Origin of the sequence: Streptomyces sp. NPDC055962 (assembly GCF_042270185.1) — a bacterium.
In the GTDB taxonomy this organism is placed as follows: domain Bacteria; phylum Actinomycetota; class Actinomycetes; order Streptomycetales; family Streptomycetaceae; genus Streptomyces.
The window spans coordinates 81,172-95,172 of the sequence record NZ_JBHJYN010000003.1 but is presented as its reverse complement, the minus strand read 5'-3'; the positions used below and the strand labels follow the sequence as shown (position 1 = coordinate 95,172).

Genomic DNA, 14,001 nt, shown 5'->3' with positions numbered 1-14,001 from the left:
GATCCGCGAGGATCCGGGCCCTCCGTGCGTGGCCCCCACGCTCCCCGCGCAGCCGGCTCGTACGAGGACGGCGACGGCGACGCCGAGGCACACGGAGGCCGCCTCGGGCCCGGCACCTCACCTCCCGGACGGCATCTCCTGAGCCGGCCGGCGGGCGACCTCGCCGGTCACCCTCCGTCCGCCGCCCCGCATCCCTCGCCCTGCCGGGGTGGCGCCACCCGGGTGTGCGTGTCCAGCGGGAGCGGAACGATGAAGACGTAGCAGCCGGCCCCGTCCTGCGGGTAGACGACCGTGATCCGCAGGGCGGTGTCGCCGGTCTCCCTGTCCCACCGGCCGCCGCGGGCGGCGAAGGTGATCTCCTTCTCGGTCAGGGTGCCGTCGGTGGCGTAGCTCTCCAGATAGTGCCTCGTCGCCTCCGCCGCCCCGGGCGGTTCCCCGGCCGGTTCCGCGGGACGGTCGAAGAACCCCGTCACCGCCGTCGAGAGCAGCAGGGAGACCACCGCGAACAGGACGCCCCCGATGACGAGGGCGCAGAGGCACCCGCCTGCGAACAGGCGGGTGCCTCTGCTGGAATCGTCCGGCATGTCAGGGCGTACCCGTGTAGCCGATCGCGTTCAGACGGAGCCGCATCACCTCGGCGTACCCGGTGGTGCCGGCGTCCTTGGGGTGGAAGGACTCACGGCTGAGGCACTTGCCGCCCAGCACCCCCCACAGGCAGGAGGCCGGCACGGCCGCCGCGTCGCCCAGGTGGAAGTCGCCGTCGCCGTTGGGGCCGAGGACGAACTTGTTGATCCACTCGGGGTCGTCGCAGCCGCTGTGACCGACGAAGGCGCTGACAGGGTTGGCGTAGTCCACCTTGAGCTTGGCCGTCCCCGTACGAAGCGTGTCGACCATCGCCTTCTGCTTGTCGTCGGCGTAGTTCACGAGCTCTGCGAGTGCCTTGACCTCCGTCATGTCGTAGTACAGCGAACCGCCGCACTTGACCGAGCGGCTGAGCAGTTCCGGATAGCCCATGAGGACGATCCGCGCGTTGGGCGCCCTGGTCGCCACGTCCTCCAGCGCGGCCTGCACCCGCTCGGTCATACGGTCCACGACCGCCTTGTACCCGGGCAGGAAGTCCGCGTCGTTGGAGCAGTCGCCCAGCCCGCCGCACTCCTGCATGGCGGAGGCGAAACCGCCCTCGTCGTTGCCCCCGAGCGTCAGCATGACCAGGGTCGTGTCAGGGCTGAGGACACCGGACTCGGTCTGCAGGACCTCCTTGAACTGGCCCTCCAGGTGGTTCTGCGGGTCGTTGTTGTAGTTCGGCTGGTACGCGACGTTCTTCGACATCGCTCCCGAGCAGGCGACGAAACCCAGCTCGGCGGAGGTGCCCCAGGTGTCGGCGATCTTGCCGAGCGAGTCGGTGGTGCCGGGCAGGACCAGCTTGCGGGGCCACGCGTTGGCGCTGCGCCGGCAGGCGTTCCACCCGGCCTCGCCGTGGTCCTTGTTGCTCTCGGGGGAGTACGATCCCGCCCCTTCGCCCGAGGTGAAGGAGTCACCCAGGACCGCGACGATGTGCTTCGGCTTGGCTGCCAGCGGCTGGAAGGCCACGGCGTCCCAGGCCACGTCCTCGTCCCCCGTGCCGTCCAGGGTGGTGCTGGCGAGTCTCACCCGCGGGGTGCCGGAGATCTTGTAGGTGCCGAGCGAGACCCAGGTGTTGGCCCCGCGTTCCTGGCCCAGGGCACGGTGTCGGGTGAACGTCCCGGAGCCCGTGTCGATCTCGTAGTCGGCCTGCTGGGTGTGGGCGCCGTGGTCGGGGACGTGGACCAGGATGCGGGACCACTGGTTCAGGCTCTTGCCCAGGGTCCAGGTCCCGGTCGTCCGCAGCCGGGCGCCGTCCGTGTCGGTCGCCTTACGGGTGTGGGTGAACCAGAAGTGGTCGCCGTATCCGGCTCCGATCTGGTGCAGGTCGATCTTGCCGGGATAGGTGCCGTTGGACTCGGCGAAGTTGAACGCGAACGTGCCGGCGGACGCCACCTGGCCACATGTGTGGCCCGACTGCCCCGTCGGGGTCACGCCGTTCGGGACGTCGTCGATGACCAGCGATCCGGACGGCGGGTTGCCGGAGGCGGACGCACAGCGCGGCGGGTACGAGGAGTTCTCGTTGGGCTGTTCCGGGTAGTCCGCGTTGTTGAACCGGTGCACGGGGTTGCCGCACTCCGCGGCGGCCTCACAGTCCTTCCACTTGACCGACTCGTGCCACCAGCACTTGAGATAGAGCGGGTTCGTCTCGTCCGGGTCGCCGGGCAGCAGACACGGGCCCTTGCCGGTCTGGTTGGACGAGCCGTCGAGGATCTTGTCGTCGTCGCAGTCGTTCGACGCCGTGCAGAAGATCATGTTCGGCGGCTTCGCCCGCGTGCGGGCCGCGTTGTTGTTCCACCAGGCGGCGCGGTAACCGGCCTGCATGTCACCCGGCTTGAACATCGCAGAGATGGGGCGGGCGGCCCAGCCGATCACCTTCTCCTGGTACGGCCAGTACTGCGGGGTCGCCGCGTGCGAGTAGTCGTCACCGCCGCTGGAGCTCTCCAGGAACGGGAGGCGGTTCTCCTTCCACAGCGGGTTGGCCGGGTTGTTGGTCCAGCCCACACCCCACTTGCCGCCGTTGCTCCCGGCCTGGGACTGCGGGTGGAAGCCGGAGTTGTAGGCCCACAGCGCGAAGAACCAGTTCTCGATGTACTTCGGCTTGCCGCCGTTGACGGTCATGCCGGCGGCCCTGGTCTCGTTCCACTTGGAGGAGAGGATCTGAGCCCCGTAGGCGATGTTCGCCGTGTAGTCGAGGGCCGCGGCCTCCTTCTGCGCGGTGGTCAGCGCCGTGTCGGACTTGCGCATGCCGTCCGTGACCTGGGTGATGCCGTAGCCGCAGTCGGCCTTGGCCCAGTTGACTGCCCAGGGATCGGCCTGGTCGCCGTCGGCGGAGTACTTGATCCCGTAGTAGTTGCCGATCAGGGAGTTGCCGGTGACACCCGGGACCACCGTCCGGGTGGCCTGCCACATGTTCGACTCCTGCGCGGTGACACCGAGCAGGATCTGCGCCGGGATGTGCCACTCGTCCGCGCGGTCGACCACCCCGTTCGGGTCCCCGGAGAGGACGGGGAGCGGGAAGAGGACCTGCGGGGTGTACGCGGACATGCCGGTGTTGTTCCAGTTGGCAGGCCGGTTCACCCACATGTACAGACCGTCGATCACCGCCTGGTCCACGGCCCACTCCGCCTGGCGCGGCGTCGGCTGCAGTGCCTGCTTGCGCGGGTCGTTGCGGGGCACGGCGCACGTGCGCTCGGCTTCCACCGGGTCGGACGGTGAACCCGCGGCGGCCACGGCGGACTTCGCCGTACCGCCGGACTTCGCCGTACCGCCGGAGGGGACGGCCAGGGCCGGTGAGCTCGCGGCGCCCGTTCCCGTCTGCGCCGGGGCAAGGGGCGTACCGCCCGGCAGGGCTTCGAGCGTGGTCTCGGCGCCCGTGTCCAGGAGGCGGAGCCGCGTCCGTACGGGCCGTGCCTCGTCGCCCGTTCCCGTGGTGGTGACCGGGGAATCGGCGTCGGGCACCCAGGAGGTGCCCACGGCGGCGTCGGACTGGGTGGAGATGCGGTCGTCCTTGGCCAGCGTGCCGGGGTTCTTCACACTGTCCGGCAGCGTGCCCCGGGTCCTGGCCTTCCCGGTGACGTACACCGTGAGTCCGCGGAGGCGGACAGGTCCCAGTCGGTGAGCGGGCCCCGCGCCAGTGTCGCGGGGGTCGCCCGGCCCCGGCCGATCTGCTCGGCACTGACCCGGCGGGCCGCGCTCTCGACGGCCGCGTCGGAACCCTTGCCACCGGCCGCGACAGGAAGGCGCTCGATGAAGGTGACACCGCCGGACCGGTCCGGGCGGAGCTGGAAGGGAACCGTACGGGTGCGGGCGATCTCCTTCTCACCGCCGTCGGCGCCGATACGGACCAGCCGCTTGCCGTGGGCGGCGACGATGCCCTGTTCGGTGGGGACGGCGGACGTGACCTGACCGTCCAGGTGCAGCGGTGCGGCGCTCCTGCCGCTGGCGGCATCGACGCTGATCAGCCGGGTACCGGACTGCTTGTCCCCGTCGGTGGTGAGCTGCGTGAAGACCGTCTTCTCGCCCGATCCGCAGCCGGGGGAGAAGTAGGCCAGCGACGCCGTGTTCGCCAGCTTGGTGACCTTGCCGGTCGTCAGGTCGACGACCGCCGCGAAGGCACCGCGGACCATCAGCTCGGGCTTGTTGGTGAAGGTACGGGGCGCGTAGGCGACCGCCGCCCGCTTGCCGGAGCGGGTCACGCAGGCATTGCCGATCCAGGCGTCCGCCTCGAATCCGGGCTCGGACAGCGTGGCGGCCGTCTTCCAGGCGTAGCCGTCCTTGGCGTCGGCCACCATGAGGTGGAATCCCCGGGCGTCCCCCGAGGTGGTCCACGCGCGGTCCTTGGACGCCTTGTACCCGGCCCCGAGGGTCTTCTCGCGGTCGGCGGCGGGAACGCGGTCGGGTGCGTCCTGGCCGGCGGCGTCGCGGAGCGTCTTCGCCGACCAGCCGTTCGCCGCACCGGGCGGCGGGGAGCCGGCGGCCAGAGCGGTGCCCGGGAGCGTCCCGGCGAGCAGGGCGAGGGAACACACGGCTATGAGGTGGGCCGTGGTCCGGGCACGGCCGGCGGATCTGCGCCGTCCGCTCGGACGTCTGAGCAATGGCACGGGATGAGCCCTTCGACGAGTCGGTCTGTGCGGGGGCACGGCCCACCGGTCGGTGATGGCTGGGACGATTACTGCCGGAAGCCGGTGTCCGCGCAGGAGTGCTCAGCCGCGGGTCGACGGCTGCTGAGGCGCACCCCTCCGAACACCTCTGTCTCCGGCCCCTGTCAGGTCGAGCCGACGGGACGGAACACACCGTCCCGGCAATGCCCACCCGCCTCAACCGCCCCATGCGTCACTCGCGCCCCCTCCGGCGGGAGCAACATACGCACGGTCCGCTGTTCGGCCGGCGGGGCACAGCTGAAAAGGGACGCCGTCACAGCCGACCGGCACGCCGCTGCCGAGCCCTCGACCTGGAAGGACACGCGAAGGCCAAGATGGGAACGAGTGCCTCCGTTCCCGACGGTTTGGCCGGAAACGCGTGACGCTGCCCGCACGTGACGACCGGCGCCTCGCGGGGCGGGCATCAGGACCCGGCGGCGTAGGGCACGAAGTGCCCACAGGCCGGGGACGACGGCCAGGTGGGTGCGGGTGACGTCCTTCGAGTCGCGCCTCCCGCCCGCCGGGCGGGCAGCTGGGGAAAGGCGGCGGCGCACGCGGCGAGGCACAGGTCCGTCCTCATCGGCTCGCGCTCCGTACGGGCTGCCGGAGGACGGTCCGGAGCTTCGCCGGCTCGGTCCGGCGCGGGTCGCTGAGGTAGATCTCGTGGTGGAGCCCGGTCATCCGCAGGCCGTGCGCGGCGAGGTACTCGTCATGGAGCGCGGCGAGCACGGGTCCTTCGTCGTCGTAGGGCCCGACGTGCAGGAGCTGGGCGCCCGTCCCCTCGTGCAGGGTCTCGTGGCGGACGCCCGCGATCGCGGGGAGGCCCTTCTTCGCCAGCGCGGCCTCCTTGGCGTCGTCGACGAGGGCCTCGGTGATCCAGTCGGGCCGGCTGATGAGCATGCGCCACTGCCAGACGTCCTTGTCGCGGGAGGTGAACACCTCCATGCGGTCGGACCACCACAGCCCTTCGAGCGGCCCGACGACGAAGTCCCGTTCGCCGGTGCGCCTGCCGGTGAACTTGAGCGTGTAGGCGACGGAGTAGAGCGCTTCGACGGCGTGCGTGTAGTCCTCGCTGGTGTTGGGGTCGCCCCGGCCGTCCACGGCGATGAACTGCTGGGCCGGTACGTCGACCAGCTCCCAGCCGGTGTTCCTCGGCGCGTAGCACTGCCTGAGTTCGCGTTTGACGTCGTAGGGGGGCATGGCCTGTTCTCCTTCGCGGTGACGGTCGGCGGACTGCTGCGGGACCGGAGGCCCAGCCTCGCAGCGCCGTGCTGTTCGCGCCGTCGATCGCTCCCGGACGATGCCCGCGTGCCGGGTGTGCTGGGGCCGTCTCCTGGAGGAGGTGCGGCTGGATCCTGCGTCCGACCTGTACGGCTCCGGGTCACCGGAGGACCGGAGTGTGATCTCCGCGGCGGGGTCGCGGGCGCACCTGGTAAGCACGTCGTATGGAGGAACTCGCACGACTCGGCGACATCGAGCGGATCGCGGCCGGCCACGGGCAGCTGATCTGGACCGCCCAGGGGCAGGAGGGCGAGAGCCTGGGCCCGGGGGTACGCGCCTGGCGCCACGGCGCGGCGGTGGCCGTGGCCGGCCCGGGCCGGCAGCAGGACCGGCTCGCGGTCCACGGTGACAGCGCCGACGCGGCCGTACTGGTGCGGCGGGTCCTGGAGGAGATCGGCGCGTCCTACCGGCTGTTGGGGGAGGCCGCGTTGATCGGTGCGCTGGTGCGGGAGGTCCCCGGTCTCGTGCCGGTCCACGAGTTCTTCTGGATGGAGACCACGTCCTCTCCCGGTGCCGCCCCCGACGGCGTGCGGTGGCTGGACGCCCGCGAGGAGACGGAGGTGAGGTCGCTCTTCGACCGTTTCTTCCCCGACTCCTACGCGCAGCCGGGCCGCGCGGGCGTGGCCCGCTGGGCCGGGGTCGTCGGTGAGGCGGTCGGCAGCACCGGGGCGGAGCCGCTGGCGGTCGCGGCGGACGCGTGGTCCGCGGCCGGGTGCGGGTTCATGGGAGGGGTGGTCACCCACCCCGCCGCCCGCGGGCTTGCCCGCGCCGTGTCCGGCTTCGTCCTGGACGCCCTCGTCCGCCGCCACGGCCGCGCCGCGCTCATGGTGCTCGCCACCAACGCACCGGCCATAGCCACGTACGAACGCCTCGGCATGGCCAAGCACCGCTTCGGAGCGGCACACATCCCGGCCCGGTGAGTCCGGGCCCCACGCCCCGACGCCCTCACGTGGTGGGAGCACCCCTCCCCGGACGGGCCGTCGCCAGCGCGGTCACGGTCAGCAGGGCCGCGCTGATCACCAGGCTTGCCCGGAGCCCGGCCTCGAAGCCGTTCGCGACCAGGGCGCCGAAGGCCGCCACTCCCAGGCCGCCGGACACCTGACGGGCACCGTTGAGCACGCCCGCGGCGACCCCCGCGCGATCCGCCGGTACGGCGTCCATCATGAGTGCGGTCAGGGGCGGCAGGGCGAGGCCCGCGCCCGCGGACAGGGGGACGAGCAGGACCGCCGTCAGCAGGAGCGGGGGGTGTCCTCGCCGACGAGGAGATGGACCAGGTGGCCGGTGCCAGTGGGCTCGGCTCCGCCGACTCGATGCGCCAGCACATCCAGCGCCGCCTCGGAGTGACCCCGAGCGCGTACCGCGCCTCCTTCGGCAGAGTGGTGGCCGTCACCGGATCCGTCCCCGCCCGCCCGTGCGCCGGCGCGTGACGCGGGCGCGCGGGCCGCCGGGAATCACCTGGTCGGGCACCGTGTTGAACCGGCGGCGGAGGCTCTCTCCGCACCGGTACTGCAGAGCTGGAGAGTAGAAGAGTCATGCGCGTCGAGATATGGAGCGACATCGCCTGCCCGTGGTGCTATGTCGGAAAGGCCCGCTTCGAGAAGGGGCTCGCCGAGTTCGCCCACCGTGACGAGGTCGAGGTCGTCCACCGCTCCTTCGAGCTCGACCCCGGCCGGGCCAAGGGTGAGACCGAGCAGGTCATCGACATGCTGGCCCGGAAGTACGGGCGCACCCCCGAGGAGGCCCGCGGCATGGAGGCGAACGTCGCCGCGAACGCGCAGGCCGAGGGGCTCGGCTATCGCACCGAGGGGCGCGACCACGGCAACACCTTCGACATCCACCGGCTGCTCCACCTCGCCAAGGCCCGCGGGCGCCAGGACGAACTGCTGACCCGCGTCTACCGGGCGAACTTCGCCGAGGAGCGCTCGGTCTTCGACGACGCGGTCCTGGCCGACCTGGCCGTCGAGGCGGGGCTCGACGCCGTCGAGGCGCGTGCGGTGCTGGCCGACCCCGAGGCGTACGCCGACGACGTGCGGGCCGACGAGCGCGAGGCCGCCGAACTGGGCGCCAACGCCGTGCCGTTCTTCGTCCTCGACCGGCGCTACGGCATCTCCGGCGGTCAGCCCGCCGAGGTCTTCGTGCAGGCCCTGGAGCAGGCATGGAAGGACCGCGAGGTCACCGGGCTCACCCAGGTCGGCGGGGATGCCGCGGCCTGTGACCCCGACGGGTCCTGCGAAGTGCCCCGGTAGGACGCCGCCGACCGGCTCCTATAAGGATGTCTTGGGCGTGCCGCTCGGATTCGCGTGATTGACGTGGAGTTGAGCGGCCGTCAGGCTGCCCGTATGGAGAAATCTGCGATCGACCAGGTCAGGGCCACCGAATTCGCGTCCGAGTCCACCTATCTCAACACCTCGACCTGCGGGCTGCTGCCCCGCCGTGCCGTCGAGGCCGTCCAGAAGCTGGCCGGCGACAGCGCGGTGGGCGTCCGGGGCGGCGTGGGGAGCTTCGACTCGGTGGACGCCGCCCGTGCGGGCTTCGCGCGGATCGCCGGGGCCGCACCGGCCCGGGTGGCCGTGGGGGGTTCCGTCGCCGCCCATGTGGGGATCGTCGCGGCGTCCCTCCCGGTGGGCGCGGAAGTCCTGGCACCCACGGGGGAGTTCAGCTCCGTCGTCAGCCCCTTCGCCGTGCGCGGTGATCTCAGGATGCGCTACGTCCCACTGGCCGAGCTCGCCGACTCCGTGCGGCCCGGGACCGCGCTCGTCGCCTTCTCGGCCGTCCAGTCGTCCGACGGCCGGGTCGCCGACGTGGAGGCGGTCCGCGCCGCCGCGGCCGCGCACGGGGCCCGCACGATGCTCGACGCCAGCCAGTCGGCCGGATGGCTCCCGCTGGACGCCGGGGCGTACGACTACACGGTCACCGGCGCGTACAAGTTCCTCATGTGCCCCCGGGGCGCGTCGTTCCTGACCGTGACGGAGGAGGCGCAGGAGACCCTGCCGCCGCTCTACGCGGGCTGGGTCGCGGCCGAGGACCGCTGGAACAGCACCTACGGGCCGGTCGAGAAGCTCGCCGGCGACGCCCGGCGCCTCGACGAGCCGGTGGCGTTCCTCGCCTACCACGGGGCCGAGCAGTCCCTGGACCTGCTGAACGAGGTCGGGGTGGACGCGGTGTACGCGCGTGCGACCGGGCTCGCCGCCCGCTTCAGGGAGGGGCTGGCGTCGATCGGGCACGAGGCGGTGCCCGGCTCCTCCGCGATCGTCGCCGTGCCCGGACTGGGCGGCCGGGAGCCCGATCTGGCCGCGGGCGGGGTGATGGTCTCCGCCCGGGCGGGGAACCTGCGGGCCGCCTTCCACCTGTACAACACCGAGGCCGACGTGGACCGGGCCCTGGACGTGCTGTCCGGCTGAGCCCGGCTCCGCGCCACGGTACGGGGCACCTCCGGTCCGGGGCGCGGGCCCGGGTAGGGCCCGAGGCGTCGGGCGGCCCCGCCCGGGGTCACGGCGCGGGGCAGCCCCCGGCCTCGTGGCACAGGTTCTCCTCGACCTTGGCGAGCAGCCGGGTCAGCTCCGCGCGTTCGGCCGGTCCGAGTCCGGCGAGCGTGTGCTCCTCCAGGTCCGACCAGGCGTCGCGCACCTCGGCGCGCAGGGCGCAGCTCTTCTCCGTCGCCTCGACCAGCACGGCCCGGCGGTCGTCCGGGTCGGGGCGGCGGCGCACATGGCCGGAGAGTTCGAGGCGCTGGAGCATCTTGGTGACGGTGGACGGGTCGAGGTCCATGGCCTTGATCAGCTCGGCCTGGCGGACCCCTCCTGTGTCCCACAGGTGCATCAGCAGGAACTCCTGCCCCGGGTAGAGGCCCAGCCCCTTCAGCAGCCGGCCCGCCGTGTACCGGTGCAGCCTGGCGACCCGCGACACGGCGTGGCTGACGGGGCCCCCGAGAGCCGCGCTCGGCAGCCCGCCGGCACAGGCGCGATCGGCGGGGGCGCTGTCGTCGGCGTTCATCGTGACTCCTCGGGGCCGTGCCGCCGCCCGGTGCGGGGCCGCGTTCATGACGTCCTCATGAACTTTACATTGGTCGGCCAATCAATAGGTTACAGTGGCCCGGACGCCGATTACTTGGCCGACCACATAAAGCTCTGGAGGTTCTCATGACCACCGTGTTCGACCCCATCGATCTCGCCGGCGCGCAGCTCTCCAACCGCATAGCCCTGGCGCCGATGACCCGCAGCCGGGCCGGTGAAGGAGGCACGGCCACCGACCTCGTCGTCGAGTACTACACCCAGCGCGCCTCGGCCGGTCTGATCATCACCGAGGGCATCCAGCCGTCCGTGGTGGGCCAGGGGTACCCGTCGACCCCCGGCCTGCACAGTGCCGAGCAGGTCGCCTCCTGGCGCAAGGTCACCGATGCCGTCCACGCGGCGGGCGGCCGGATCTTCGCCCAGATCATGCACGCCGGCCGGATCGGCCACCCCGTCCTGCTGCCGGACGGGCTGACCCCCGTGGCGCCCTCCCCGGTCGCGGCGCCCGGACAGGTCTACACCCATGTGGGGCCGAAGGACTTCGTGGAGCCGCACGAGCTGACCGACGCCGAGATCCGCGAGACCGTCCGTGACTTCGCCACCGCCTCCCGCAATGCGGTGGAGGCCGGTTTCGACGGCGTCGAGCTGCACGGCGCCAACGGCTACCTGATCCAGCAGTTCCTGGCGCCCAACACCAACCTGCGCACCGACGGGTGGGGCGGTTCCGGCCAGGCCCGCATCCGCTTCGCCGTCGAGGTGGTCAAGGCGGTCGCCGCCGAGATCGGCGCCGAGCGCACCGCGCTGCGGATCTCGCCCGGAAACCCGTACAACGGCATCGAGGAGCCCGAGCCCGACGCGGTCTACACCGCGCTCGTCGACGAGCTCGAACCCCTCGGTCTGGCCTACCTGCACGTGCTGGAGCAGGCCGGGACCAGGGAGCTGACGCTCGCGCTGCGCAAGAAGTTCACCGGGACCCTCGTCATCAACGTGTTCTCCGAAGGGCCGACCGGTCCCGAGCACCACACGGTGATCGACGACGGGATCGCCGACATCATCTCCTACGGTGCACTGTTCCTCGCCAACCCGGACCTTCCGGCCCGGCTGAAGGCCGGAGGGCCGTACAACGCGCCGGACCCGTCCACCTTCTTCGGCGGGGACGCCAAGGGCTACACCGACTATCCGGCGCTGACGGCCTGAGGTCGCCCGCGTCGCCTGCCGATCGCGGGTCCGCCCCGGGGTCCCCGGGGCGGACGGGGCTCGGGGATAGATAGTAGCCATGGATATAATGTCTATGTACTCTATTCGTCATGAGCAAGAGTGCGCCGGGGCCCACGCCCGGCTACCTGGTGTGGCGTCTCGCCAACAAGTGGCGCGTCGCCGTCGACCGCGCGCTGGTCCCGCTGGGCCTGACCCACGCGCAGTACTCCCTGGTCACGTCGCTGTACGGCATGCGGCACACCGGAGAGCGGCCCAGTCAGCGCCGGCTCGCCGACCGCACCGGCCTGGAGGCGCTGTACGTCTCGAAGCTCGCGCGCGCCCTGGAGGCGTCCGGCCTGGTCGAGCGCACCCGGGACCCGCGCGACCCGCGGGCCGTGCAGCTCGCCCTCACCGAGCAGGGCCAGGTCGTCACCGAGCGGGCCATCGACGTGGTCCAGCAGCTCCTCCAGCGCCTGCTGGAGCCGCTCGGCGGCCTCGACAGCCCGCGGACGCGCGTCTTCACCGACGAGCTGACGACCCTGCTCGACGTACCTCTCGCTCCGTCCGTACCGAACGACGAGACCACTCAGGGGACGACGCCATGACCACCACCGCATCCACCGCACCCGCCGCCGACGCCCAGATCCTCGGCCTGGCCCACTACGCCGCCCGCGGTGTCCTGGAGCGCGTCCTGGCCCGGCACGGTGCCACGTTCCTGCAGCAGATCACCCTGCGTGCCGCCGCCACGGCCGAGGTCCCGCCGACGCCGGACGGCCTCGTCACCCAGGTCCGGGGCACACTCAAGGCCGATCCCGCCGACATCCGCATCACCCTCGACGAGCTCCTGGCCGAGGGGCTGCTCATCGAGGACGGGGCGCGCGTGCGCCCCTCGGACGCGGGGCGCGAACTGCTCGCCGTCGTCGCGGCGGAGGTGGCCCCCGCCTCCGCCCGCATCTGGGGCGGCATCCCGGCCGAGGACCTGGCCGCCGCCGGCCGCGTCCTCGCCCTGGTCACCGAGCGCGCAGAGGCGGAGCTCGCGTCACCAGCTGTCTGACAGTCCCGTACGTCCTCCGGCCGGGCGGGCCGGAGGACGTACGGCCGTGAGGCGGAGATCTCCCGGCACGGGCGGCGGCCCCGTGGGAAAATCCGGCTGTGAACGACACGACGACGCACGCCGTACGGATCAGGCCGGGCGGTCCGGCCGACGCCCCGGCCATCCTGGACATGCTCGACGCCGCGGTGGCCTGGATGAACGCCCGCGGCAACACCGAGCAATGGGGCACGGTCCCGTATTCGCAGACGTCCGGAGGCGTCGCGCGGGTGGAGCGCTACACCACCGAGAACACCCCGTACGTCGCGGAGCTGGACGGTGTGCCCGTCGGGGCGATGGTGCTCGACCACGGCCCCAGCCCGCAGATGCCGATCGCTGCGGCCGGCGAACCCGAGCGGTACGTACGCCTGCTGGTCTCCGACCGGAAGCACGCCGGCCGGGGCATCGGCGCGGCGCTGCTGGCCCATGCCGCCGAGGACGCCCGGCGGGCGGGAGTCCATCTGCTGCGGGTCGACTGCTGGGCGGGCGGCGGAGGGGAACTGGTCGCGTTCTACGAGCGCAACGGGTTCGCCCCCACCGACCCCTTCCTGTCCGGGACCTGGCCCGGACAGGTGCTGGCCCGCCGGGTCGGCTGAGGCCCTGCGGGCCGATGGTCAGGCCGACTCGCGGCGCACCAGCTCCGTGGGGAGGATGACCGCAGCCGGGTCCTCCCCGCCGATCTGCGCCAGCAGCACCCGCACCATCTCCGCGCTGATCCGGTCCCACGGCTGACGCACCGTCGTCAGCTCGGGCCGCGCCGCGAGCGCCGCGGGGGAGTCGTCGAATCCGCCGACCGCGATGTCCTGCGGCACCCGGCGCCCCGCCCGCTCCAGCGTGCTGAGCACTCCCTGCGCCATCAGGTCGGACGCGACGAAGACGGCGTCCACATCGGGTGCCCGCTCCAGCAGCAGCGCGGCCGCGGCCTCACCGCCGGCCCGGCTGTAGTCGCCCGGCACGATCAGGGACTCGTCGACGGGCAGCCCGCACTCGGTGAGCGTCTCGCGGTAGCCCGCCAGCCGGTCCACACCACCCGGGGTGTCCAGCGGCCCGGTGACCGTCGCGATCCGGCGGCGCCCCGACCCGTGGAGGAACCGCACCATGTCCCGGGCCCCGTTGCGGTCGTCCGCCGCGACGTAGCTGACCCGCGACCCCTGCCCGAGCGGCTTCCCGCAGGCCACCAGCGGGACACCGGCCTCGTACAGCTGGGCGGCGACCGGGTCGCCGGAGTGGCTGGAGACCAGCAGCACCCCGTCCACGTGCCCGGCGATGTAGCGCATGTTGCGGCGGCGCTCCGCCTCCGTGCCCGCGATCATCAGCAGCAGCGGGATGTCGTGCGCGGCGAGCGCGGTGGTGCAGCCGCGCAGCAGCACGTTGAAGTTCGGGTCCTCGAAGAAGCGCTCCTGCGGCTCGGTCAGCAGGAAGGCCACCGAGTCGGAACGCCCGGTGATCAGGGACCTGGCGTGCCGGTTCACGGTGTACCCGGTCCGCCGGATGGCGGACTGAACCGCGTCGAGGGCGGCCGGACTGACGTTGTGACCGCCGTTGAGCACCCGCGAGACCGTGCCCCGGGAGACCCCGGCCTCCCGGGCGACGTCGTGGATCGTCGGCGGCCTGCGGCGTCCCGCGCCGTTCTGTTCTGTGCGGCTCATGGTGCTCGATC

15 protein-coding genes are annotated in these 14,001 nt (G+C 72.3%); 8 read left to right on the top strand and 7 right to left on the bottom strand.

What is annotated here, in order from left to right; all coding sequences use genetic code 11:
• Positions 1 to 167: 167 nt before the first annotated feature.
• The 4 genes from ACFC51_RS11005 to ACFC51_RS10990 all read right to left on the bottom strand — a co-directional run bounded on the left by ACFC51_RS11005 (position 168) and on the right by ACFC51_RS10990 (position 5,963).
• Positions 168 to 584, bottom strand: coding sequence for a hypothetical protein (locus ACFC51_RS11005; protein WP_376370771.1), 417 nt, complete (start codon positions 582 to 584; stop codon positions 168 to 170).
• Position 585: 1 nt separating this feature from the next.
• The gene (locus ACFC51_RS11000; protein ID WP_376528151.1) at positions 586 to 3,705 is read right to left on the bottom strand and encodes a transglycosylase SLT domain-containing protein; all 3,120 of its coding nucleotides are present in this window, start codon (positions 3,703 to 3,705) and stop codon (positions 586 to 588) included.
• Positions 3,654 to 4,724, bottom strand: a complete 1,071-nt coding sequence (locus ACFC51_RS10995) for a hypothetical protein (protein WP_376528148.1) — start codon at positions 4,722 to 4,724, stop codon at positions 3,654 to 3,656. The genes ACFC51_RS11000 and ACFC51_RS10995 overlap by 52 nt, the downstream gene beginning before the upstream one ends.
• A gap of 615 nt (positions 4,725 to 5,339) precedes the next feature.
• Positions 5,340 to 5,963, bottom strand: coding sequence for a GyrI-like domain-containing protein (locus ACFC51_RS10990; RefSeq protein WP_376528146.1), 624 nt, complete (start codon positions 5,961 to 5,963; stop codon positions 5,340 to 5,342).
• A 245-nt stretch (positions 5,964 to 6,208) separates the two neighbouring features.
• On the opposite strand from ACFC51_RS10990, the gene ACFC51_RS10985 reads away from it, so the two are divergent.
• Positions 6,209 to 6,964, top strand: a complete 756-nt coding sequence (locus ACFC51_RS10985) for a GNAT family N-acetyltransferase (RefSeq protein ID WP_376528144.1) — start codon at positions 6,209 to 6,211, stop codon at positions 6,962 to 6,964.
• Between the two features lie 25 nt (positions 6,965 to 6,989).
• On the opposite strand, the gene ACFC51_RS10980 is transcribed toward ACFC51_RS10985, so the two are convergent.
• Positions 6,990 to 7,208 (bottom strand): hypothetical protein, encoded by a 219-nt coding sequence (locus ACFC51_RS10980; protein WP_376528141.1) that lies wholly within the window; start codon positions 7,206 to 7,208, stop codon positions 6,990 to 6,992.
• A 110-nt stretch (positions 7,209 to 7,318) separates the two neighbouring features.
• Here ACFC51_RS10980 and ACFC51_RS10975 point away from each other — a divergent pair, with 110 nt between their 5' ends.
• The 3 genes from ACFC51_RS10975 (at position 7,319) to ACFC51_RS10965 (ending at position 9,445) form a co-directional block, all read left to right on the top strand.
• Positions 7,319 to 7,471 (top strand): hypothetical protein, encoded by a 153-nt coding sequence (locus tag ACFC51_RS10975; RefSeq protein WP_376528138.1) that lies wholly within the window; start codon positions 7,319 to 7,321, stop codon positions 7,469 to 7,471.
• Positions 7,472 to 7,576: 105 nt separating this feature from the next.
• Positions 7,577 to 8,290 carry a DsbA family oxidoreductase gene (locus ACFC51_RS10970; protein WP_376528136.1) on the top strand — a complete coding sequence of 238 codons (714 nt, stop codon included), beginning with the start codon at positions 7,577 to 7,579 and terminating at the stop codon, positions 8,288 to 8,290.
• Positions 8,291 to 8,383: 93 nt separating this feature from the next.
• Entirely contained in the window at positions 8,384 to 9,445 is a 1,062-nt protein-coding gene (locus ACFC51_RS10965; RefSeq protein WP_376528133.1) for an aminotransferase class V-fold PLP-dependent enzyme, read from the top strand.
• Between the two features lie 88 nt (positions 9,446 to 9,533).
• On the opposite strand, the gene ACFC51_RS10960 is transcribed toward ACFC51_RS10965, so the two are convergent.
• Entirely contained in the window at positions 9,534 to 10,037 is a 504-nt protein-coding gene (locus ACFC51_RS10960) for a MarR family winged helix-turn-helix transcriptional regulator (RefSeq protein ID WP_376528130.1), read from the bottom strand.
• Between the two features lie 146 nt (positions 10,038 to 10,183).
• Between ACFC51_RS10960 and ACFC51_RS10955 the strand changes: the two genes are divergently transcribed.
• The 4 genes from ACFC51_RS10955 (at position 10,184) to ACFC51_RS10940 (ending at position 12,937) form a co-directional block, all read left to right on the top strand.
• The gene (locus ACFC51_RS10955; RefSeq protein ID WP_376528127.1) at positions 10,184 to 11,251 is read left to right on the top strand and encodes an alkene reductase; all 1,068 of its coding nucleotides are present in this window, start codon (positions 10,184 to 10,186) and stop codon (positions 11,249 to 11,251) included.
• Positions 11,252 to 11,361: 110 nt separating this feature from the next.
• A complete protein-coding gene (locus ACFC51_RS10950; RefSeq protein ID WP_376370782.1) occupies positions 11,362 to 11,856 on the top strand; it encodes a MarR family winged helix-turn-helix transcriptional regulator in 495 nt (164 codons plus the stop codon).
• Entirely contained in the window at positions 11,853 to 12,305 is a 453-nt protein-coding gene (locus ACFC51_RS10945; RefSeq protein WP_376370784.1) for a MarR family transcriptional regulator, read from the top strand. The genes ACFC51_RS10950 and ACFC51_RS10945 overlap by 4 nt, the downstream gene beginning before the upstream one ends.
• Positions 12,306 to 12,403: 98 nt before the next feature.
• Positions 12,404 to 12,937 carry a GNAT family N-acetyltransferase gene (locus ACFC51_RS10940; protein ID WP_376370785.1) on the top strand — a complete coding sequence of 178 codons (534 nt, stop codon included), beginning with the start codon at positions 12,404 to 12,406 and terminating at the stop codon, positions 12,935 to 12,937.
• Between the two features lie 18 nt (positions 12,938 to 12,955).
• On the opposite strand, the gene ACFC51_RS10935 is transcribed toward ACFC51_RS10940, so the two are convergent.
• The gene (locus tag ACFC51_RS10935) at positions 12,956 to 13,990 is read right to left on the bottom strand and encodes a LacI family DNA-binding transcriptional regulator (RefSeq protein ID WP_376528124.1); all 1,035 of its coding nucleotides are present in this window, start codon (positions 13,988 to 13,990) and stop codon (positions 12,956 to 12,958) included.
• Positions 13,991 to 14,001 lie beyond the last annotated feature (11 nt).